Below are 21,806 nucleotides of genomic sequence, written 5' to 3' on the forward strand. Positions count from 1 at the left end.
ATGAATTTTTAAGCCATAAGTAGGTTTTTAGCCGCTTTTTTATAACCATAAAAAATATGAATCGATTCATTTTTGAGCCATGCTTTTTTACCAGGAGATAACAATGAAGAAAAAATACTGGGCTACATCCCTCTGCGCGGCGTTGTCATTGAGCGCTTCAATGGCCTCCCTTGCCGATATAAAACTGGGAGCGCTCTATCCTTTCAGCGGGGGCTTGGCCTTGCTGGGTGATGAAAGTTACCGAGGGCTGGAAATAGCAGTGGCCGAGCGCAATGCGGCAGGCGGTCTCAAAGGCGAGCAAATCGAGTTGCTCAAGGCAGATGCCGTCGACGCAGGCCAGGCAGTGGGCGCGGCGCGCAAACTGACCTCGGTGCAAAACGTCACGGCAGTGTTTGGCAGCTATTCCTCGGCCTTGTCCTTTGCCGCCACGCAGGTCACTGAGCTGGCAGGGGTTCCGTATTTCGAGTTGGGCGCCGTGTCTGACAGCATTACCGAGCGCAATCTCAAGTATGTGATGCGCAGCAACCCGACGGCCAAGAACTTTGCCGAAGGCACTATTACCGCCATCACCAGAATCGTTGCACCGACGTTGAATGTAGATGCCAGGCAACTGAAGGTCGCGATCATTCACGAAGATGCGCTGTACGGCACCACCATTGCCGGGTTCCAGAAAAAGCTGGCCGAAGAGCAGGGGCTCAACGTGGTCGAGGTGCTGCCTTATTCGGCCAAGGCCGTCGACCTGTCCTCGTTGATTCTGCGCCTGAAGGGCGCTCAGGCCGACGTGGTGCTGCAAACCAGCTACCAGAACGACACCACGCTGTTCTTCCGGCAGATCCGCGAGGCTGGCTTCAAGCCCAAGGCCGTGATTGGCGCCGGCGGTGGCTACTCGATGCAGGACACCGTCAAGGTGGTCGGCGCGCAGAACATGGAAGGGGTGCTGGACGTCGATTTTCCGCAATACCAGACCAACGAAGCCGGTGCACCGGGCATCAGCGCCTTTGCCCAGGCCTACAAGGCGCGCTATGGCACTGAACCCCGTTCCGGTCATAGCCTGATCAACTATGTGGGCGCCAAGATCTTTCTCGATGCCATGCAGGGCGCCAGCTCGCTGGAGGCCGATGCATTACGCGCAGCAGTGGCCCGTGTCGATATTCCCGCCGGCCAGACGGCCTCTGGCATGGGCGCGCGCTTTGCCGCCAATGGCCAGAACGAGCGCGCCAGTACCTCGATCATGCAATGGCAGGACGGTGTGTTGAAAACCGTCTATCCCGAGTCGGCAGCCGTAACCAAGGCACGCTTTACCGATCACCCCTGAATACCGGCTCGTGGCAGGTCATCTCCCTGACCTGCGCAACCTGTCCGCTCGCCAAGAGGGCGTCTCGTGGAAATTTTTATCCAGCTGGTCCTGAACGGGCTGCTTTTGGGCGGCACCCTGGCCATCATCAGCATCGGCCTGACACTGATCTTCGGCATCGTACGCGTGGTCAATTTCGCCCACGGCGAGTTTCTGATGATCGGCCTGTATGCCGTCTACCTGATGAACAGCCACTTCGGGCTTCACCCCTATGTGGCAATCATCCCGGCCACGTTGCTGTTGTTCGCTGCCGGCGCGGTCATGCAGCGCTTCATCATCCAGCCTCTGCTCAGTGCCGAAGGGCATATCCAGATCTTTGCCACAGTCGGGGTGTCGATTGCCCTGATCAACGGTGCATTGCTGGTGTTCGGCGCGGACGTGAAGACCGTGCAGAACATCAGCGTCGGCACTGCGTCTGTGACTCTTGGGCCCTTGCGCGCCAGCAGTGGGCAACTGATCACCTTCGTGGTGTCGTTGATCATGGTCGCCGGGCTGCATGCCTTCTTGCACCACACCTTCCTGGGACGCGCGGTGCGGGCCACGGCGCAACACCGCAATGCGGCGCAGTTGATGGGTGTAGACGTGAAGAAAATCTACGTCTTCGCCTTTGGCCTGGGCTGCGCCTGCCTCGGCGTGGCCAGTGGACTGATTGCCCCGCAGTACCCGGTGTTTCCTACGGTCGGGACGTTTTTCGTGCTGACGGCGTTCGTCATTGTCGTGCTGGGTGGCCTGGGCAGTCTGTCGGGGGCGCTGCTGGGATCAATGGTGATCGGCATCGTCGACAGCCTGGCCGGGTATTACATCGCGCCAGATCTCAAGGAGGTCGTCTATTTCATGATCTTCCTGGCCATCCTGGTGTTCCGCCCGACCGGCCTGTTCGGCTCCGGCCGCGGCTCTGAATAAGGAAAAGGATCATGAACCTCCTGCATCCGCGTGTTTATGTCAGCGCAATTATCCTGGCGCTGCTGCTGGCGATCCCCCTGGGCGTGGGGTCGCCGTTCGTTTACCACCTGTTCATTCTGATTTGCAGCTACGCGGCCCTGGCCAGCGCCTGGAACATCGTCGGCGGCTTTGCCGGCCAGTTGTCGCTGGGCCATGCCGTGTTCTATGGCGTGGGGGCCTACACCACGACCTTGCTGATGATCAACTTCGGCCTGAGCCCCTGGCTCGGCATGTTCATCGGCGCGGCTCTGTCGTGCGTGGTAGCGGTGGTGATCAGTTGGCCGTGCTTCAGGCTGCGCGGGCCGTTCTTTGCACTGGCCACCATTGCCGTGCTGGAAGTGGTACGCCTGGTTGCGATCAATCAGCACGACATCACCGGTGGCGCCGCAGGTATTGGCGTACCGCTGCAACTGGGCATCGAATGGATGCTGTTCCGGCCTCGCTGGCCTTACCTGCTGATCGCGTTCGGCTTTCTGATCGTGACGCTGGCCGTGTCATGGAAAATCAAGACCTCGCGCCTGGGCTATTACCTGATTGCCGTGCGCGAGCGTGAAGATGCCGCCCATGCCGTGGGCGTCAACTCGGTCAAGGTCAAGCTGATCGCGGTAATCCTCTCGGCTTTCCTGACCAGCCTGGTGGGCAGTTTCCATGCGATGTACCTGACCTTCATCGAGCCGGGCTCGGTGTTCTCGCTGGACCTTTCGATCCAGATTGCCATGTTCGCCCTGATCGGCGGCCTGGGCACCGTATCGGGCCCGCTGATCGGCACGATCCTGGTGCTGCCACTGGCTGAACTGGCGCGCGGCTGGCTGGGTGACATGGGCAGCGGCGTGCACGGCCTGGTCTACGGCATTGTGCTGGTGGTCGTGGTATTGACCATTCCGCAAGGCCTGGTCGGGCGTTTCGGCGGCCGTGTATTCGCCTGGATCGATGCCTTGCCCGGCGGCAGGCAGCCGCTACTCAAGGAGACGGCGGGCACCATGCCCAGACCGGTACCGACGATCTCGGCCACCCGGGGCGAGCCGATCCTGGTCGCCGAAAACCTGCACAAGTTCTTCGGTGGTCTGCATGCCACCAATGACGTGTCATTGAGCCTGGCCGAAGGTGAGATCGTCGGGGTCATCGGCCCCAACGGTGCCGGCAAGACCACCGTATTCAACCAGCTCTCCGGGTTTTTGCTGCCCTCCAAAGGCTGCGTGAAGGTACGCCTGGCCAATGGCGAATGGATCACTCCCACCAGTCCGGCGGGGTTTGCCCGGGCCGGCATTGGCCGCACCTTCCAGATCGTGCAGCCATTTGCCGATTTGAGCGTAGGTGAAAACATCATGCTGGGCGCCTTCATGCACACCGCCGATGCCCATGAGGCACGGGCGATTGCCACCCAGGTGGCGCACCTGACCGAACTGACGGCCTTGCTGGACACCCGTGCGCGCAACCTGACCGTCGGTGGCATGAAACGCCTGGAGATGGCGCGTGCCCTGGCCACGCGGCCGCGCATTCTGCTGCTCGATGAAGTCATGGCCGGCTTGAACCCTGCCGATGTGGCCAAGGCGATCGAAGTGATTCGCCGGGTGCGCGATTCTGGCGTCAGCGTGCTGATGATCGAGCACTTGATGCAAGCCACCATGAGTCTGTCCGACCGGATTGTGGTGATCAGTTCCGGGGCTTTGCTCATGCAGGGCGCCCCGCAGACGGTCATCAACGACCCGCACGTCATCGAAGCCTATCTGGGCAAGGAGTACAGCCATGCTTAAGCTCACTAATGTGCATGCCGGCTATGGCGGCACCGAGATCCTGCGCGGCGTCAGTTTTGAAGTGAATGCCGGCGAGGTCATCACCATCGTCGGCGCCAACGGGGCCGGCAAGACCACCACGTTGCGCAGCCTGTGCGGCATCGTCGAACCGTCGCAGGGCAGCATCGAGTTCGAAGGGCAGCGCCTGGACGGCAAGCGACCGGATGAGATCGTGGCCGCGGGGCTGACCCTGATTCCTGAAGGTCGCCAGCTGTTTCCGTTTCTGAGTGTGCGCGACAACCTGCTGATGGGCGCCTACAAACGCAGCGCCCGTCAACATTACAAGAAGCGCTTCGACGATATCCTGGACCTGTTTCCCCGGGTGCGTGAGCGCCTGGGCCAGAACGCCGGCACCTTGTCCGGCGGTGAACAGCAGATGGTCGCCATTGCCCGCGGCCTGATGGCCGAACCCAGGCTGCTGATGTTCGATGAGCCTTCACTGGGCCTGTCGCCGCTGCTGGTGTCGCAGGTGTTCGAGATCATCGGCAAGATCCTGGCGCTGGGCACCACGGTGCTGATCGTCGAACAGAACATCGTGCATACATTGCGCATTGCCAACCGGGGTTATGTGCTGGAGAACGGCGAGGTGGTCCTCAGCGGCACCGGTCAGGAACTGCTCGACAATCCCCACGTCAAGCGCGCCTACCTGGGCCTTTGACCGGCAATGGATTTCATTGAATCGAGGATAACCATGGAAACGCTTCGGCATGCGGGTCGCGTCGTGCTGGTCACCGGGGCTGCCGGTGGCATCGGTGCTGCCATCGCCCGGCTTTATTGTGAGGAAGGGGCACGGGTCGGCTTGCTCGACTTCGATGCACAAAGTGTCAGCCGGCAAGCCGACAGCCTGCGCACCGAGGGCTACCAGGTGGCCTGGGCCCAGGCTGATGTGGCCGATTTCGGCCAGTGCCAGCACGCATGCGAGCAACTCGCGGGCGTGCTCGGGCCCATCGATACGCTGATCAACAACGCCGGGGTTTCGCCCAAGCACAATGGCGCCCCGTCACGCATCTGGGAGATGGATCCGCAAGAATGGGAGCGGGTGGTCGGGATCAACCTGAGCGGGTCATTCAACCTGGTGCGTGCCTTGACCCCGTCGATGGTGCAGCAGCGCTTCGGACGTATCGTCAATATGTCCTCGGTGGCGGGCAGCGCATTCCTGCCCATCGTGGCGGCGCACTACAGCGCCAGCAAGGCTGCGATCATCGGTTTTACCCGGCACCTGGCCGGTGAGCTGGGGCCGTTGGGGATCACGGCCAATGCCTTGGCCCCCGGTCGCATCGAAACCCCGATGGTGCAAAGCGTATCGGCCCAGGCCAACCAGCGCGTGGTTGATGAAACCCCGTTGCGACGGCTTGGCACACCTCGAGAAGTGGCCCAGGCCGCGTGCTTTCTCACCTCGGGTGACAGCGCGTTCATCACCGGCCAGGTGCTCGATGTGGCTGGTGGCTGGTTGATGCGCTAGAGCGGTCACGGTCGCGTCTGTCAAACTCCGGTGTATTGACCCGGCAAGGCTGATCCTTTGATGAAAACGCATGAAAAACCCAAGCTCAAGGACGTGGCGCAACTGGCCGGTGTCTCGGTAGGCAGCGCGTCGCGGGCGCTTTCGGTTCCGCACCTGGTCAAGCCCGGCACCTTGCAGAAAGTGCTGGCGGCGGTCGAGCGGCTCGGTTATGTCCGCGACGGGGCTGCCCGGGCGCTGGCTTCACGGCGCACCTACAGCATCGGGGCCGTTTTTCCGACCTTCAATAACCCGGCCTTTGCCGAGTCGGTTCAGGCCCTGCAGCAGCGCCTGAGCGCGCTTGGCTATCACCTGATCATTTGTTCCCATGAATATAACCAGGCCCAGGAGTTGATCAGCGTCAGAAACATGATAGAGCGTGGCGTCGAAGGCGTATTGCTGGTGGGGACCGAACACAGCGCCGCCGTCTATGAATCACTGAACGCTGCGCAATGCCCGTTCATTCTGATGTGGTCGCTCGATGGTCTGCACCCACACCATTGCGTGGGTTTCAGTAATGAAGAAGGCGGGCGGATGGTCGCGCGGCATCTGTTGAGCCTGGGCCATCGCAGCATCGCCATGATCAGTGGCGTGCTGGCTCACAACGAGCGTGCCCATTACCGCAAGCTCGGTGTGCTCAGTGAACTGGCCGGGCACGGCGTAACGCTCGACGAGACGCGTTTCATTGAGCAGCCCTTTACCCTTGAGGGCGGTCGTGCCGGGTTGCGCATGGCGATGGAACTTGAGCCACGGCCGACGGCGATAGTGTGCAGCACGGATGTCACATGCATGGGCGCTGTCGCCGAGGCGCGACTTTTGGGTATCCAGGTGCCCCACGCGCTGTCGATCACCGGCTTCGATGATATCGACGTTGCCGCCGTGTCCGTGCCGGCCTTGACCACCGTCCGGGTGCCGTTGTTTCAGCTGGGTATCAGCAGCGCCAATAATATAGTGGCGTTAATTGAAGGCAAACCCTTGGCGCGGCGCGAACGTATGTCAATCGAACTGGTGGTTCGACAAAGTACGGCGGTAGCACCTTGAAGAATAAACGTGGCGTGGATGCGTGACGAGCAGGGCATGTAAGACAAGGCAATCGTAAACCAGGCGGCGTGGCAAAGAGGGTGTGAATACAGGTCAAAGCCACGCCGTAGACGACATCCAGTGATCTGAGTATCGTTTTAAACAGAGGCGGCGACTGATCAAGTTACTGTGTTTGCATCGCCCTTAATTTAATAATCAACTACCCGTTCGGCCCACTTTTTTTAAATGATTAGTTGCGGTCAGGTACGCGACAGGTGTCGGCATTTTCTTGTCGCCTGCGCCCCTGCACGTCTTCAGGAAGTGGCCCGGTATTTCAGGAATCAATATGCACAAGAACTTTATTGCCGGTGAATGGATTGAGGGCGTTGATATCAATCTGAATATCAACCCTTCCGATACTCGCGAAGTCATCGGCGAATATGCCCGCGCCGACGCCACGCAGGCCACAATGGCCATCGATGCCGCTTTTGCGGCCACTGAGAGCTGGGCACGGGTCAGTGCCGAGGTGCGCAGCGATGCGCTGGACCGTATCGGCAGCGAAATCCTTGCCCGGCGTCAGGAGCTGGGGCAACTGCTGGCTCGCGAAGAAGGCAAGACCCTGGCCGAAGGCATTGGTGAGGTGGTGCGTGCCGGTCGCGTGTTCAGGTTCTTTGCCGGTGAAGCCTTGCGCCTCTCGGGCGAGCGGCTGGCGTCGATTCGCCCGGGCGTCGAGGTGGATGTCCGGCGTGAGCCCGAAGGCGTGGTAGGCATCATCACGCCGTGGAATTTTCCCATCGCCATTCCGGCCTGGAAAATCGCCCCGGCCCTGGCGTTCGGCAACGCGGTCGTGTTCAAGCCCGCCGACCTGGTGCCGGGCAGCGCCTGGGCCCTGGCTGAAATCATCGTGCGGGCCGGTGCGCTGCCGGCTGGCGTGTTCAACCTGGTGATGGGGCCGGGCTCGAAGGTCGGCGAGGCGCTGGCCACCTCGGCCAGGGTTCGGGCCCTGACCTTTACCGGCTCCACTGGCACCGGCCGCAACATCGGTATGGCGTGCATGGCGCGCGGTGCCAAGGTGCAACTGGAAATGGGCGGCAAGAACCCGCTGATCGTGCTTGATGACGCCGACCTGGAGCAGGCCGTTGAAGTCGCCGTGGCCGGTTCGTTCTTTTCGACAGGGCAACGCTGCACGGCGTCCAGCCGGCTGATCGTGCAAAGCGGCATTCACGACCGCTTTGTCGAGGCGGTCATCCAGCGCCTGGCGTCACTGAAGGTCGATCATGCATTGGCGCCAGGCTGCGACATGGGGCCGGTGGTCTCGCAGGCGCAGTTGCAGCAGGACTGCGATTACATCCAGCAGGCACAGCAGGAAGGCGGGCGGCTGGTGTATGGCGGTGAGCGGCTGGAACGCAGCACCCCCGGCCACTACCTGTCACCGGCGCTGATTACCGAAACGCACAACCAGATGCGCATCAACCGCGAGGAAGTGTTCGGACCGGTGGCCAGCGTCATTCAGGTCAGTGACTACGACGAAGCGCTGGCAATTGCCAACGACACCCCATTCGGGCTGTCTTCGGGCATCTGCACCACCTCGCTCAAGTACAGCAGCGATTTCAAGCAGCGCTCCACCGCCGGCATGGTGATGGTCAACGTCGCCACGGCCGGGGTCGACTACCACGCGCCGTTCGGCGGTCGCAAAGCCTCAAGCCATGGCGCGCGCGAGCAGGGCGGCTATGCCAAAGAGTTCTACACCACTGTCAAAACCGCCTACACCCTGGCCTGATGGAGTGAACGACATGCAGCAGATCACTGGCAACACACGGGTCTATGCCATCATCGCCGACCCGATCCATCATGTGCAGACGCCCACTGCAATAAACCGGCTGTTCGCCGCACGCGACGATGACCGGGTCATGGTGCCCTTTCACGTCAAGGCTCAGGACCTGGCCGGCGTCGTCGAGGGGCTGCGCAGCATTCAGAGCCTGGACGGCTTTATCGTTACAGTGCCACACAAGACCGCGATGCTGGAACTGTGTGATTCGGTGTCGGAGGCGGCCAGACTGGTCGGTGCCGTCAATGCCGTGCGTCGCGGTCCCGACGGCCTCCTGCACGGCGACATTCTGGATGGCGCAGGCTTTGTCTCGGGCCTGCGGCAAAAAGGCATCGAGCCGGCCCGGCGCTCGGTCTATCTGGCCGGTGCCGGAGGCGCCGGCAAAGCCATTGCCTTTGCCCTGGCCGAGGCCGGCATTGCCAGCCTGACGATCTACAACCGCTCGGCCGCCAAGGCCCAGGCACTGATCGAGCGACTGGCCGGCGTATTCCCCGACGTAGCCTTTACCGTGGGCACTGATAACCCTGCCGGTCATGACCTGCTCATCAACAGCACTTCGCTGGGCCTGACCCCAGGCGACAGCATGCCCTTTGACGTCAGTGGCCTGGTGCCTGAGCAGATCGTGGCGGAAATCATCATGCAGCCGGCCATCACCCCGTTGCTGGCTGCGGCCATGGCCAAGGGTTGCCGTATTCATGACGGCTTGCCGATGCTGCTGTGCCAGATCGAACTGATGGCCACCGCCATGACCTGCACCGGGAGCGAGTCGCCTCATGAACACATTTGATTACGTCATCGTCGGTGGGGGGACCGCCGGTTGCATCCTGGCCAACCGGCTGACGGCCTCGGGCAAGTATTCGGTGCTGGTGCTGGAGGCGGGGGGGGAGCCCAGTGGTTTCTGGATTCCGATCCCGGCCGGCTTCAGCAAGCTGCTGGTCGACAAACGCTATAACTGGCGCTTCAAGACCCAGGCCGAAGCCGGCACCTGTGGCCGCGAAATCAGTGTCCCGCGCGGCAAGGGGCTGGGCGGCTCGACGCTGATCAACGGCATGATCTATGTGCGTGGCCAGCCGGGCGACTATGACGCCTGGGAGGCGGCCGGTGCCCGGCACTGGAACTTTGCAACGCTCAAGCCCTATTTCAAGAAGTTCGAGACCTACACGCAGGGTGATGACAGCCGTGGCCGGGAAGGGCCCATGCACATTCACCAGGTCGACGAGCGCTACCCGATCGCCGATGCCTTTCTGCAAGCCGCCCTGCAAGACGGCCAGCAGCACAATCCCGATTACAACGGCGAGGAACAGACCGGCTTTGGCTACTATCAGGTCGCCCAGCACAAGGGCCGCCGCTGGAGTGTGGTCGATGGCTACCTCAAGCCGGCCCGGTCACGAACCAATCTGCATATCCGCACCCACGCCCATGTGCTGCGCCTGAACCTTGAGGGCTCCCGTTGCACCGGCCTGACCTATCGGCATCAGGGGCAGGAAAAGACCGTGGCGGCCCGTGTGGACGTCATTCTGTGCGCCGGTGCCATCCAGTCACCTCAACTGCTGGAACTGTCGGGCATCGGCCGGCCCGACGTGCTGGGCGCCTGTGGTATCACGCTCAGGCACAGGCTTGATGGGGTCGGCGAAAACTACATCGACCATTTCGCCACCCGGATGAACTGGCGCCTGAAAAACACCGTGACCCTTAACGAGATGGCCCGTGGCTGGCGGCTGGGGATGGCGGTGGCTGAGTACTTCACCAAGCGCACCGGTATTCTGACGCTGGGCACCGGGCTGGTGCACGGTTTCGTCAAGACCGAGCCTGAGAGGGTGACGCCGGACGTGCAGTATTTTGTCGTTCATGCCAGCTACGCCAATGCCGCCGAACGCATTCTGGACACCCATCCTGGCTTTACCATCGGCGTCAGTCAGTTGAGACCCAAATCCCAGGGCAGTATTCATATCCAGTCCAGCGATCCGGACATGATGCCGGCCATCAGGCCCAACTTTCTGACCTGTGAAGAAGACTGCAAAAGTCTGGTAGAAGGCATGAAGATTGCGCGGCGCATCATGCAGCAACCGGCCTTGCAGCCCTTTGTCGAGGCAGAAACCAGCCCCGGGCCTGAGACCGTCAGCGATCAGGACTGGCTGTCCTTTGCGCGGGAGAACGGCCAGACCATCTACCACCCCCTTGGCACCTGCCGCATGGGTGAAGACCCAGAGGCAGTGGTGGACTCAAGCTTGTGCGTGCGGGGGCTTGAGGGGTTGCGCATCGTCGATGCGTCGGTCATTCCGTCCATGGTGTCGGGCAATATCCAGGGTGCGGTGATGGTGGTGGCCGAGCGCGCCGCCGACCTGATTCTGGCGGCGGCGCCTGTCTGAAAAGACGGCCTGTTCACTTGGCCGGGCCCGTCGCCCAGGGATGCTCGGCCAGCTTGCGCTCAAGAAAATCACGAAACACCCTGATGCGCGGGCTCAAATGTTTGCGATTTGAATAAACCATGTAGATGGGCTCTTTTTCGTCCAGCGCATAGTCCTGCAGCAGCGGAATCAGCCGCCCGCTGGCGATGTCGGCACCAATATGAAACTGTGCAAGCTTGACGATACCGGCACCGGACAAGGCCATCTGCCGCAACAGATCGCCTTGGGCGAACGAGGCCTTGGCGCTGACCGGGATCAGGGTCTTCTGCTGGTCGATCAGAAATTCCCAGTTGTTCCAGGCACTCTTGAAACTGAAGTTGAAACAGGCGTGGTGGACCAGATCCTGCGGATGGGCAGGTTCACCGCAACGCGCCAGGTAGTCGGCCGAAGCGCAGATAAGCCAGGCACTTTCGCCGACTTTTCTGGCAATGCGCGAGGAGTCCGGCAGGACCCCGCTGTGAATGGCGATATCAAGCCCCTGCTCGAAATGATCGACATATTGCGGCCCGGCCTGGATATCCACGCTCAATGCCGGGTAGGTAGCCAGAAATTCCGGCAGCCACGGCAGGATCTGATGCCTGGCAAAGGTCGCCATGGTATGGATGCGCAATGTGCCACTGACCCGGTTCGGGAACGCTTCGGCCAGCGAATCGGCTTCTGCCATGGCATTGATGACTTCACGGGCGCTGACCAGGTACGCCATGCCTTCTTCGGTCAGCATCAAGGCACGGGTGCCGCGCTGAAAAAGCCGGACCTGCAGGCGGTCTTCCAGCCGGGTAATGAGCTTGCTGATGGCCGAGGGCGTCAGGCCGTTGGCACGAGCGGCGGCCGAGAAGTTGCCATGCTCGTTGGCCCACATGAACGCCAGCATTTGCGAGTAATTGTCCATTCAAGCACCTTGAGGGCAGTGAAACGACAAACGCGCCCGAGGCGCGCTTGTGTGCGGCCTGGTTTTTGACCGATCGTTCTTAAGGTAAGGCCTGCGTGCGCCACAGCGTAAGTGAGCAACGTCCGGAGCAAAAGCCCCGTCTGTTCATAGCGTCTGTGAAGGCTCGTCACACCTGCATGTCATACCAGCCCGTCCAGTGCCCGCAACGCCTCTTGATCCAGGGTCAATTCAGCCGCTGAAAGATTCTCCTGCAAGTGCACCACCGAGGACGTGCCGGGAATCAGCAGGATATTCGGCGCACGTTTCAACAACCAGGCCAGGGCGACACGCAAAGGGGATGCACCGATACGCCGGGCCACGTGCGAAAGCGTCTGCGATTGCAGCGGCGTGAACCCACCCAGCGGGAAAAACGGCACATAGGCAATGCCTTGCTCGCCCAGCGTCGTAATCAATGCTTCGTCCTGACGGTGGGTCAGGTTGTAGTGGTTCTGCACGCAGACAATGTCGGCGATGCCCTGGGCTTGGCGGATCTGGGTCGGGGTGACGTTGCTCACCCCCAAATGGCGGATCAGGCCTTGGTGTTGCAGTTCGGCCAAGGCCGTAAAGGAGGCCTCGATCGAGCCTTCTGCCGGCGCCTGATGGTTGCCCCAGGCGCGCAGGTTGACCACCTCCAGCGTGTCCATGCCCAGGTTTCTGAGGTTGTCATGCACCGCGCAGGTCAGTTCTGCCGTGCTTTGCGCCGGCAGCCAGGCGCCTTTGTTATCGCGTACGGCGCCGACCTTGGTGACGATCAACACGTCAGGCGAGTAGGGGTGCAGCGCTTCGCGAATCAACTGGTTGGTGACGTGCGGGCCATAGAAGTCGGCCGTGTCGATATGGTTGACGCCGGCCGCCACGGCCGCTTGCAGTACGGCGATGGCGGCCTTGTGGTCTCTGGGTGGGCCAAAGACGCCAGGGCCTGCCAGTTGCATCAACCTGTTCGAAGACTGGCTGGCGCCGCACCTGGCCAGCGGTGCGCTGGTGCCGGTACTCAAACCGTGGTGGCAAGCCTTTCCCGGGCCCTATCTGTATTACCCCGGCAGGCGCTATCTGCCGTCACCGCTGCGGGCGCTGGTGGACTTTATCAAGGACGCCAACGCTCAGGTCCCGACATGACGGTGGCCTGAGCGTCGGGCTGCGATCATTCGGCTTCGCGCCAGACCAGCTTGCGGGTGTCGTAGCCCTGCTTGCGTGCGGTGTCGAGCAGTTGCTCGCGCACTTCATCGGTGACCACGGCCGAGCGTGAGAGCAGCCAGAGGTATTCGCGGTTCGGGTGGCCGACCAGCGCCACGCGGTAATCCTGGTCATGGTAGAGCACCCAGTACTCGCCCTTGGTCAGGCCTGGCAGCAGGCGGCTGAACCAGTTGTCGAACTGCACCCACAGCTTGTCGGTCTTGCCCGGCACTTGCGGCTCGGCGATGCCTTGCACTTGATTGGTCTGCCCATCCTTTTCCCGGCAACTGTTGATCACGTCGATGCGGCCATCTTCACGCAGCGTGTACCTGGCTTCGGACTGTACGCAATTGCGCTGGAAGAACATCGGCAAGCGCGCCAGCTCATACCAGGTGCCCTGGTAGCGCTCCAGGTCCACTTGCATGGTGGCCGGTGCATTCTTGTCGTCGCTGCCGGAACCTGCGCATCCGACCAGCGTCAGCATCAGGCATGAGAGCAGCACAGTGGTACGCATTTTCATGAAAAACCTCTTGAGAGCGCTGTTGAAAGAGTGGGCCGCCAGGGCGCGTCTGTCTTTCGATACAAAGCAGGACGGAAAGTTGTACCGGTCTGGCAGGTAATGCCGAAAAAACTATACAAAGTCTATTATTTGTACAATATTTTCTGCGCCATTCAGCGCACCTGAAGACAAACGTGGATTCTCAAGAGGGCGGTACAGCATGGGCCAGGACACGCAAATGAACCTGCAACGCTTTGTGGCGCAGGCCAGGGCCGGGCAAATCGATCATCTGGAACTGTTCTCGCTGGAGGGCGGTTTCTATCTGCTGCGCGTGCAGTCACCGCACGGTCTGCAGTACCTGGTCGACAAACACGGCGAAACCGTGCGCTTGCGCTCGACCACCCATCTGCGCGACTTGTTGCAGGAACACGACCTGCCGGCACTGCCCTGTGTGCTGGTGCAGCATGTGGTCCACGACGAGATGTGCGGGCGGCGCGACGGGCCGATCGAACCCTTGCGCCTGCCCGTGAACCTGGAGCGTCAATGGTAGAAACCCGGGGCCCGCGTCTAGGCCTGGTGCTGGGCGATCAACTGTCGTTCAACCTGGCGGTATTGCAGGCACTGGATCCGCAGCGCGATGTGCTGTTGATGGCCGAGGTCGACGCTGAGGCACGCTACGTGCCCCATCATCCACAGAAGATCGTGCTGATCTTCAGTGCCATGCGCCATTTTGCCCAGGCCCTGCGCCAGCGCGGCTGGCAGGTGCACTACGTGACCCTGGACGCGCCTGATAACAGCGCCAGCATCGCCGGCGAATTGCAGCGCTGGCAGCAGGCGCTGGGTGCCATGCAGGTGCATGTCACCGAATGCGGGGAATGGCGCCTGGAGCAGGCGCTGAACGACAGCGGCTTGCCCCTGGTGTGGCATGCCGACAAACGCTTTTTATGCTCGCGCCAGGCCTTTGCCGGGTGGGCCAGTGGCCGCGCGAACCTGCGCATGGAGCCGTTCTACCAATGGATGCGCAAGCGCAGCGGCCTGTTGCTCGAGCCTGACGGCAGCCCCTCGGGCGGCGCCTGGAATTTCGACAGCGATAATCGCAAGTCGCTGCCACGCGGCCTGCGCGGACCGTTCCCGGCCCGTTTTGCGCACGATGCCATTACCCTGGAGGTGTTGGCCCTGGTGCGTGAGCGCTTCGCTGACCACTATGGCCGTGTTGACCGTTTCGACTACCCGGTGACCCACGCACAGGCGCAATCGCTCTGGCAGCACTTTCTCGAGTTTTCCCTGGCCGCCTTTGGCGATTACCAGGACGCCATGGCCGAAGGCGAGCCGTTCCTGTTCCATGCGCGCATCAGTGCGGCGCTGAACATCGGCCTGCTCGACCTGCGCCAGCTCTGCGCCGATGTCGAGAGCGCGTATCGACTGGGCCGCATCAGGCTCAATGCCGCCGAAGGGTTTATCCGGCAACTGATTGGCTGGCGCGAATACGTGCGCGGCGTGTACTGGTGGCGGATGCCCGAATATGCCGATCTCAACGCCTTCGGCAACCGGCGGCCGCTGCCCGGGTTCTACTGGACCGGCACCACCGGCATGCGCTGCATGGCTCAGGCGATTGACCAGACCCTGGAACTGGGCTACGCCCACCACATCCAGCGGCTGATGGTCACCGGCAACTTTGCGCTGCTGGCCGGCATTGCACCGCAGGCGATCTGCGATTGGTACCTGGCGGTCTACATGGACGCCTTCGACTGGGTCGAGCTGCCCAACACCCTGGGCATGGTGATGCACGCCGATGGCGGCTACCTGGGCTCGAAACCCTATTGCGCCAGTGGCCGTTACATCCAGCGTATGTCCGATTATTGCGGCGCCTGCCAGTACCGGGTGGAGCAGGCCGTGGAAGACGATGCTTGCCCGTTCAATTCGCTGTACTGGCATTTCTTGATGCGCCACCGCCAGCAACTGGCCGATAACCCGCGGCTGGCGATGGTCTACCGCAACCTGCAAGGCCTGCCTGAAAGCCGCCGCCAGGCGCTGTGGCAACGCGGTGAGACCTTGCTGGCCAGGCTCGATGCCGGGGAGGCGCTATGAAACGCTTAAAGAAAGCCGATCTGCCACACAAGACCTGTGTGACCTGCGGTTTGCCATTCAGTTGGCGCAAGCGCTGGGAAAAATGCTGGGACGAGGTGCGCTATTGCTCGGAACGTTGCCGGCGGTCTAAAAGCACACCTGATAGCCGCCTCTGATCCAGAAGACTCAATCCAGAAAACTGCGATCGAACAGGTACAGGCTGCCGGGCTTGAGGTTGTCGAGCGTCGCTTGCGGGCGGCCGCCTTCGCCGTTTTTCTTGCGGCCGGACTCTTGCAGGTAACCGGCCTCGGTCATTTTCATCAAGCGCTGGCGGATGCTGGTCTTGAGCACCGGGCGCTGCAGCACCAGGGAAAAGATGTTCACCGCTTCCGGGGCGCTGAATTCCGGGCCGAGAAACATCAGCGGCAGGCTGCTGTACATCGACTTGGAGAACAGCCGTTCATGGGCGCGGGCGACCAGTTGATTGTGGTCGAAGGGCAGCTTGAAGGCCCCTGAAGCAACCTCCTTGAGGGAAAAGAAGCCCTGGTGCGGCGCCAGTTCGATGTGCTCGCTGAAAATGGCCAGGTAGAACGTCGAGGACGACCAGCAGCGCGGATCACGAAACGCGTCGCCCACGGTGCCGACCTGCTCGGTCCAGGCCAGGGGCATGTCCACCTTGGGTGAGCGGCGCAGGCGCTCCAGGGCGTCATCGAGGGTGCGGTCCTCGACATCGCCATTGACCACGATGCCGGGCAGCGCCCAGTGGTTGGCGAAGGGCTCGTTGTCGCGCTGGTTCAGCAGGATCTGCAGGGCCTGGGTGTCGCGGCAGTAGCGCAGCACGCATAAGTCGATGGTGTGCAGATAGGCACTTCTTGGGGTGATGCGGTCTTGCATATCAGTGTCCGTGTGCGGCGTAGAGGCCGTAGTTTAGCGGATTCATACCCGGTGCCATCCAGTGCGGTGGCACCGGTTCGCCATTGATCAGGCGCTCGCGCAGGGTGCTGCTGCGCACGCCGATCTGTTCGTCGATGCAGATCACCGCAAAGCGTTCCAGCAATTCCCGGCCGCGATAGAAGCGCGGCAGTTGCTGGAGTACATCCGGGCCGACCACCAGCGCCAGCGCGTGATCCGCGATGCCCAGGCAGCGCGCCATATGGTCGAGCAGGGTATAGCTGTAGACCGGGCCGGGTTGCTGCGCGGCCAGGTGCTGCTCCGTATCGCTCACACAGATGTCAGCGGCACAGTCCTTTTGCACATGGGCGACGATGCTGCGCAGCCATTGCAGGCGCACCGCGTAATCGGCCATGCACTTGCCGTCCGGGTGACGAAAGCTGGGCATGACCATCACTTTGCGTGCCTGGCGCGACGCTTCGATCATGACCCGGGCGTGGCCGGCGTGGGGCGGGTTGAAGGCGCCGCCATAAAGCGCTATCTCATGCATGTGCACATCTCATAAAGTTCATGACGTGTACTTTATGGCCAGGCGGGCTTGGATGGAAGTCTTTTTTAACCTGTCTGTTTCAGGCCGCCATCTGTAGGAGCGACCAACGGTCGCGAAAAGCCAGCCTCATTCGAAACTCCCTGACGCTTTATAATCAGCGCTCGCGATCGATGTAGCTCCTACGAGCCTTGTACCTGCCGGTCGTATGTGTGGCCCGGAAAATTATCCAGTCCGGGGGTTGCTTTGTAAGTACACGACATGTACCTTTACTTCACGAGACGGAGGTACACGACATGAACCAACCACTGATGATCACGGCGTCTTTCGATGTCGATGCACAAAAAAGCTTTACGCCGCTGTGCCCGGATGAACTGCCGGTCGCCGGTGGTGATCAGATCGGCACCGAGCTGAACTTCATGGCCACCCTGGCCGGCCTGCGTATCGGCAGCAAGGACGCTCACAGCCCGCAAGCCCCTTGGGTCGTGGCACAGCACACACAGATGCTGCAGCCCACCGGGCTGGAGCATGCCGACCTGACCTGGGTCAGCCACTGCGTACCGGGCACTGAAGGCTTCACCCTGCTGGATGAACTGCCAGCCCCTTGTGACTACGACTATTTCGTCTGGAAGGGCGTCGAGCCCGAACTTCACCCGTACGGCGCCCTCTACCACGACCTGCACGGCAAGCTTTCGACCGGTGTGATCGAGTTTCTCAACAGCCGGGGCGTGCAACAGGTGATCGTCGGCGGCCTGGCCCTGGACTACTGCGTCAAGACCACCGCCCTGCAACTGGCAGGTGCAGGCTTCAAGGTGATTGTCCACCTGCCGGCCTGCCGCGCCATCAGCGAGCCGGGCGCGGCCCAGGCCATCGAAGACATGCGTAACGCCGGGATCGCCACTGCGGCCACCCGGGACCAGACCCGCCAATTGGCCGGTCAATAAGGAGCAATACTCATGGACAGTGCATTCGACCGCAGCAACGGCGTGATCCAGAGCTTGCTGGACACCGATTACTACACCTTCACCATGATGCAGGCGGTGTTGCACCAGCACCCCAACGTCGATGTGGAGTACCTGTTCATCGTCCGCTCCAAGGAGTCGCTCGGGCACCTGATTCCGGAGATTCGCGACGAGCTGGAAAAGCTGTCCGACCTGCAGATGCGTGAAGGCGAGCAGCGTTTTCTGTTCAACAAGCACTCGCGTGAATACCTCACGCCTGATTTCGAGCAGTTCCTGGGGCTGTTTCGCTTCAACCTGCGCTACATCCATGTCGCCGAGGTCGATGGCCAACTCAACATCCGCGTTCGCGGGCCGATGCTGCACTGCATCATGTTCGAGCAGCCGGTCCTGGCCATGGTCAGCGAGTTGCGCAACCGCGACAAATACCCGGACGTGGAACTGGCCGACGTCACCCGCCGGCTCTACCAGAAGTTCGAGTGGCTGGAAAACAACGCCAGCCCCGAAGAACTGGCCGAGCTGCGGGTTTCGGACTTCTCGACCCGTCGTCGCCTGTCGTTCCGCACCCAGCGCGAAGTGGTCGACATCATGCGCAAGGACTTTCCCGGGGTGTTCGTGGGCACCAGCAATGCGCACATTGCCTACGAGTTCGACCTGCCGCTGATCGGCACCATGGCTCACCAGTGGCTGATGGTGCACCAGCAACTGGGCCGCCTGCGCGAGAGCCAGAGCACGGCGCTGGAAAACTGGGTGCATGAATACCGTGGCCGGCTGGGCATCGCCCTGACCGACTGCATCAGCACCGACTTTTTCCTCAAGGACTTCGACCTGTATTTCGCCAAGCTTTATGACGGCCTGCGCCAGGACTCCGGTGACCCGATCGTCTGGGCCGACAAGGTGTTACAGCGCTACAGCGAACTGGGCATCGACCCCAAGACCAAGGACCTGATGTTTTCCGATGGCCTGAACTTCGAGAAGTGCCTGCCGATCCTGCGGCACGTGCGCGGCAAGGCCCGCTTCGGCTTTGGCATGGGCACCAGCCTGGCGTGCGATGTCGACGGTGTGGAGCCACTGAGCATTGTCATGAAGCTGGTGCGGGTACACGGTGAGCCGGTGGTGAAGTTTTCCGACGACCCGATCAAGAACGTCTGCGAAGACGCCTCGTTCCTGCAATACGCCGCTCAAGTCTTCAGTGTCGACTTGAACAACCAATGAAGGGAGAACCCACCATGAGCACCGCACTGCAAGCCGATATAGCCCGCGAACTGGGGATCAACCAACAGTGGCCCGCCGGCAGCGAAGCACGTGAAGTTGCCCGCCGTACTGCCTTTATCCAGCAGGTGTTACAGGATTCCGGCTGCAAGACCCTGGTGCTGGGCATCAGTGGTGGCGTCGACTCGCTGACCGCCGGGCGCCTGTGCCAACTGGCTGTGGAACAACTGCGTGAACAAGGCCACGATGCACGCTTTATCGCCGTGCGCCTGCCGTACCGCACCCAGGCCGATGAGCGCGATGCCCAGGCGTCGCTGGACTTCATTGGCCCGGACCTGATCACCACCAGCAACATTGCCGAAGGCGTCGATGGGTTGATGGCTGCCATCAGTATCGAGGGCCTGCAGCCGACACCCGAGCAGGTCGACTTCGCCAAAGGCAACGTCAAGGCCCGGGCACGGATGGTCGCGCAGTACGCCATTGCCAACTTCACGAATGGCCTGGTGGTGGGCACCGACCATGCCGCCGAAGCGCTGATGGGCTTTTTCACCAAGTTCGGTGACGGCGCCTGCGACCTGGCACCGCTGTCGGGCTTGACCAAGAGCCAGGTGCGCCTGTTGGCCGATGCGCTGGGGGCGCCGGCGCACCTGGTGCACAAGGCACCGACGGCGGACCTGGAAGAACTGCAACCGGGCAAACTCGATGAAGTGGCCTACGGCTGCAGCTACGCCGAGATCGACGCCTACCTGATGGGCGAGGAGGTGGTGCCGGCGACACGGGCATTGATCGAGGATGCCTACCGGCGTACGGCGCACAAGCGCGCACTGCCGTGTGTTCCTGACGCTGCTTGATTCACGGCCTCAGCCCAGCATGCGGGCGGCGCCCACCGCTTCGCATGCCGCCTGCAAGTCCTGGCCCTTGAGCCATTGGCCGTAATAGTCCTTCAGTTCATCTTCCCAGCCGGTGACCTCTTCCAATACCTTCTCGGCCTCGTCACGCGACAACGCAAAGTGCGCATGATGGCTGAGCAGGTTGGCGCGACTGATCTGGCTGCCACTACGGCCCACGGCCATGGCCAGGGTCTTGGCAGGGCCTTCTTCTAAAATCGGCAGCACGTCGTAAAGCGGCGACAGGCGCCATTGTCCGTCAAGCAGCAGGATGGCGTGGTTGCGCGGGTGGTCGTCGCTGTTGCCTACCAGCGCGTTGTAGCACATGCGCCTGAACAGCTCTTGCAGGTCGTGGTCCGGCACCCCGCGCCGGCGCATCTCGTCGGCCACCGCCGCGTAACGCCAGTCGGGGTGATGGGCTGCATGCCAGTCGGCGTCCAGCAGCGTCAGCGCACTGAGCATCGGGATGCGGCGGGCGCCATCGGCCAGAGGCGTGCGATCAAAGCGCTTGATCAGCAACGTGGTCGGGTTCTCGGCATGCAGGGCGGTGCTGGCCACGTTCAAGCCCTTGCTGGCGGCAAAGTTCATGCAGGCAAATTCGATGGCGGGAAAATCATACTCATCGTAGCGGTCGCGCGGCTTGGCCAGGATCAGCATGCCTTGGTCCTGCAGCGTGCGCTTGGGCCGCGCCCCGCCCAGGGACGAGCGTTGCTGGCGAATGTTCAGCAGCCTGATCGATTGCTCGTCCAGTTGACCGTCGTACACCGCTTCACAGGCTGCGACGAACTTCGCCAGGCCCTTGAGCGTGGGCACCGTGCTCTCGCCCAGGCCCGCAGGAGGCACGGTGGACGTACCGACCATGAGGTTGCCGATGCGGTCATGGTTGGGGGACTTGAGCAGGTAATCGATGGGCGCCAGCGCCTGGCCGTAGGCGCGGTGCAGCAGACGCTCGCCCCAGCCATCGGGCATGGCGTCATTGATGAAGCCTGGTATGCCGCGGTTCTTGACGATGCCGGTGTAAGGCTCGGCGCGCAGGGGGTAGTGAATCGGGTCGGGCACCCAGCCGCCGCGGGCGACGTGGTCAGGCGCGTAGACGAATTCGCCCTGACGACCGCTCAGGGTCAGCCGGCCCAGGGTCAGGACCTCGCCGCTGTGAGGGTCCTGCATGTACACATAGGCGCGCGACATCAGAAATCCCCCGGCTTGGGTTTGCTCAGCCTGACGCGCCTGGATGCCAGGCTGGCGTGGGCATCTTCATCCTGGGTGAAGCGTGCGATCTCGGAGCTGTGCTCGATGCCGTCCAGCGTATTGAACGCCACTTCGGTCAGGCCCAGGCGCCACAGCACCAGCATGAACGAGCGCAGGTCGACTCGCTCCGAACCGCTCTCGATCTTGCGTAGCGTGTGGGGCGAGACGCCGATGGCCTGGGTCAGGTCGGCCTGGCGCAAGCCTTGAGAAAGACGTCGTGCCTTGACCAGAAGCCCGATTCTGCTGAGCCTGTCGGCACAGGCAACGGGGAAATAGTCGTTCATAGTGTTTGCCTGAGTGAGCCTTAGACCAGATAAGGTGAATGCTAGCATGTATTACGCTGGATTCTGCCTTTATAAAGTTAACTAGATTTAATCTTAAAGTACTTAATGCTCGCCTTCATTAGCCTTATAAACGCTAATCTAGAGGGTGTACCGTTTCTTGCAGGCGCAGCTTCAGCTGCATCGAGTGCGCAGCGCTCGTAGAAATCTGTGAAACGCCACCTATTTACGACTGCTAACGCAGCCTATCGCGGCTGAAGCCGCTCCTACC

At 61.7% G+C, this 21,806-nt stretch carries 22 protein-coding genes and 1 pseudogene; 16 read left to right on the forward strand and 7 right to left on the reverse strand.

Annotated elements, in window-relative coordinates; translation table 11 throughout:
• The first annotated feature begins 160 nt into the window (after positions 1-160).
• The 9 genes from DGA31_RS04320 to DGA31_RS04360 all read left to right on the forward strand — a co-directional run bounded on the left by DGA31_RS04320 (position 161) and on the right by DGA31_RS04360 (position 10,804).
• A complete protein-coding gene (locus DGA31_RS04320; RefSeq protein WP_241509520.1) occupies positions 161-1,315 on the forward strand; it encodes an ABC transporter substrate-binding protein in 1,155 nt (384 codons plus the stop codon).
• 66 nt (positions 1,316-1,381) lie between these two features.
• Positions 1,382-2,257 carry a branched-chain amino acid ABC transporter permease gene (locus DGA31_RS04325; RefSeq protein WP_109511669.1) on the forward strand — a complete coding sequence of 292 codons (876 nt, stop codon included), beginning with the start codon at positions 1,382-1,384 and terminating at the stop codon, positions 2,255-2,257.
• 11 nt (positions 2,258-2,268) lie between these two features.
• A complete protein-coding gene (locus DGA31_RS04330; protein WP_109511670.1) occupies positions 2,269-4,050 on the forward strand; it encodes a branched-chain amino acid ABC transporter ATP-binding protein/permease in 1,782 nt (593 codons plus the stop codon).
• Complete coding sequence (locus tag DGA31_RS04335; protein ID WP_056839445.1) at positions 4,043-4,747, forward strand: ABC transporter ATP-binding protein; 705 nt, start codon at positions 4,043-4,045, stop codon at positions 4,745-4,747. The genes DGA31_RS04330 and DGA31_RS04335 overlap by 8 nt, the downstream gene beginning before the upstream one ends.
• A 33-nt stretch (positions 4,748-4,780) precedes the next feature.
• Positions 4,781-5,551: an SDR family oxidoreductase gene (locus tag DGA31_RS04340; RefSeq protein ID WP_109511671.1), complete on the forward strand. Its 771-nt coding sequence runs from the start codon at positions 4,781-4,783 to the stop codon at positions 5,549-5,551.
• 60 nt (positions 5,552-5,611) lie between these two features.
• Complete coding sequence (locus DGA31_RS04345; RefSeq protein ID WP_109511672.1) at positions 5,612-6,628, forward strand: LacI family DNA-binding transcriptional regulator; 1,017 nt, start codon at positions 5,612-5,614, stop codon at positions 6,626-6,628.
• A 325-nt stretch (positions 6,629-6,953) separates the two neighbouring features.
• On the forward strand, positions 6,954-8,387 hold the full coding sequence (locus DGA31_RS04350) for an aldehyde dehydrogenase family protein (protein ID WP_109511673.1): 1,434 nt from the start codon (positions 6,954-6,956) through the stop codon (positions 8,385-8,387).
• A 13-nt stretch (positions 8,388-8,400) separates the two neighbouring features.
• Complete coding sequence (locus DGA31_RS04355) at positions 8,401-9,222, forward strand: shikimate dehydrogenase family protein (protein ID WP_109511674.1); 822 nt, start codon at positions 8,401-8,403, stop codon at positions 9,220-9,222.
• Positions 9,209-10,804 (forward strand): GMC family oxidoreductase, encoded by a 1,596-nt coding sequence (locus tag DGA31_RS04360; protein WP_109511675.1) that lies wholly within the window; start codon positions 9,209-9,211, stop codon positions 10,802-10,804. The genes DGA31_RS04355 and DGA31_RS04360 overlap by 14 nt, the downstream gene beginning before the upstream one ends.
• A 13-nt stretch (positions 10,805-10,817) precedes the next feature.
• On the opposite strand, the gene DGA31_RS04365 is transcribed toward DGA31_RS04360, so the two are convergent.
• Both DGA31_RS04365 and DGA31_RS04370 read right to left on the reverse strand, forming a co-directional pair.
• A complete protein-coding gene (locus DGA31_RS04365; RefSeq protein ID WP_109511676.1) occupies positions 10,818-11,732 on the reverse strand; it encodes a LysR family transcriptional regulator in 915 nt (304 codons plus the stop codon).
• A gap of 179 nt (positions 11,733-11,911) precedes the next feature.
• Positions 11,912-12,703 (reverse strand): oxidoreductase, encoded by a 792-nt coding sequence (locus DGA31_RS04370; RefSeq protein ID WP_109511841.1) that lies wholly within the window; start codon positions 12,701-12,703, stop codon positions 11,912-11,914.
• Here DGA31_RS04370 and DGA31_RS04375 point away from each other — a divergent pair.
• Positions 12,702-12,887: pseudogene (locus DGA31_RS04375) on the forward strand (LysR family transcriptional regulator); the annotation flags it as partial. The gene DGA31_RS04370 and the pseudogene DGA31_RS04375 sit on opposite strands and share 2 nt — an antisense overlap.
• A 25-nt stretch (positions 12,888-12,912) precedes the next feature.
• On the opposite strand, the gene DGA31_RS04380 reads toward DGA31_RS04375, so the two are convergent.
• A complete protein-coding gene (locus DGA31_RS04380) occupies positions 12,913-13,464 on the reverse strand; it encodes a lipocalin family protein (RefSeq protein WP_109511677.1) in 552 nt (183 codons plus the stop codon).
• 217 nt (positions 13,465-13,681) lie between these two features.
• Here DGA31_RS04380 and DGA31_RS04385 point away from each other — a divergent pair, with 217 nt between their 5' ends.
• From DGA31_RS04385 to DGA31_RS04395, 3 genes are read left to right on the forward strand one after another with little or no spacing between them, the layout of a single operon-like run.
• Positions 13,682-13,993, forward strand: a complete 312-nt coding sequence (locus DGA31_RS04385; RefSeq protein ID WP_109511678.1) for a DUF6482 family protein — start codon at positions 13,682-13,684, stop codon at positions 13,991-13,993.
• A complete protein-coding gene (locus tag DGA31_RS04390) occupies positions 13,987-15,531 on the forward strand; it encodes a cryptochrome/photolyase family protein (protein WP_109511679.1) in 1,545 nt (514 codons plus the stop codon). Before DGA31_RS04385 ends, DGA31_RS04390 begins: the two co-directional genes overlap by 7 nt.
• Positions 15,528-15,686 carry a DUF2256 domain-containing protein gene (locus DGA31_RS04395; RefSeq protein WP_109511680.1) on the forward strand — a complete coding sequence of 53 codons (159 nt, stop codon included), beginning with the start codon at positions 15,528-15,530 and terminating at the stop codon, positions 15,684-15,686. Before DGA31_RS04390 ends, DGA31_RS04395 begins: the two co-directional genes overlap by 4 nt.
• 10 nt (positions 15,687-15,696) lie before the next feature.
• On the opposite strand, the gene DGA31_RS04400 is transcribed toward DGA31_RS04395, so the two are convergent.
• Both DGA31_RS04400 and DGA31_RS04405 read right to left on the reverse strand, forming a co-directional pair.
• Positions 15,697-16,404, reverse strand: a complete 708-nt coding sequence (locus DGA31_RS04400) for an NUDIX hydrolase (protein ID WP_109511681.1) — start codon at positions 16,402-16,404, stop codon at positions 15,697-15,699.
• A gap of 1 nt (position 16,405) precedes the next feature.
• On the reverse strand, positions 16,406-16,951 hold the full coding sequence (locus DGA31_RS04405) for an adenylyltransferase/cytidyltransferase family protein (RefSeq protein WP_109511682.1): 546 nt from the start codon (positions 16,949-16,951) through the stop codon (positions 16,406-16,408).
• 293 nt (positions 16,952-17,244) lie between these two features.
• On the opposite strand from DGA31_RS04405, the gene DGA31_RS04410 reads away from it, so the two are divergent.
• Genes DGA31_RS04410 through nadE form a run of 3 tightly spaced genes read left to right on the forward strand, consistent with a single transcriptional unit; the run spans position 17,245 to position 19,970 of the window.
• Positions 17,245-17,892 carry an isochorismatase family protein gene (locus tag DGA31_RS04410; RefSeq protein WP_109511683.1) on the forward strand — a complete coding sequence of 216 codons (648 nt, stop codon included), beginning with the start codon at positions 17,245-17,247 and terminating at the stop codon, positions 17,890-17,892.
• 12 nt (positions 17,893-17,904) lie between these two features.
• Positions 17,905-19,122: a nicotinate phosphoribosyltransferase gene (gene pncB / locus DGA31_RS04415; RefSeq protein ID WP_109511684.1), complete on the forward strand. Its 1,218-nt coding sequence runs from the start codon at positions 17,905-17,907 to the stop codon at positions 19,120-19,122.
• A 14-nt stretch (positions 19,123-19,136) separates the two neighbouring features.
• Positions 19,137-19,970, forward strand: a complete 834-nt coding sequence (nadE, locus tag DGA31_RS04420) for an ammonia-dependent NAD(+) synthetase (RefSeq protein WP_109511842.1) — start codon at positions 19,137-19,139, stop codon at positions 19,968-19,970.
• A gap of 9 nt (positions 19,971-19,979) precedes the next feature.
• On the opposite strand, the gene DGA31_RS04425 is transcribed toward nadE, so the two are convergent.
• Together DGA31_RS04425 and DGA31_RS04430 are read right to left on the reverse strand one after the other, a co-directional pair.
• Positions 19,980-21,194, reverse strand: a complete 1,215-nt coding sequence (locus DGA31_RS04425) for a type II toxin-antitoxin system HipA family toxin (protein WP_109511685.1) — start codon at positions 21,192-21,194, stop codon at positions 19,980-19,982.
• The gene (locus DGA31_RS04430; RefSeq protein WP_109511686.1) at positions 21,194-21,538 is read right to left on the reverse strand and encodes a helix-turn-helix domain-containing protein; all 345 of its coding nucleotides are present in this window, start codon (positions 21,536-21,538) and stop codon (positions 21,194-21,196) included. Before DGA31_RS04430 ends, DGA31_RS04425 begins: the two co-directional genes overlap by 1 nt.
• Positions 21,539-21,806: the final 268 nt, after the last annotated feature.

Source organism: Pseudomonas ovata (genome assembly GCF_003131185.1).
GTDB lineage: Bacteria > Pseudomonadota > Gammaproteobacteria > Pseudomonadales > Pseudomonadaceae > Aquipseudomonas > Aquipseudomonas ovata.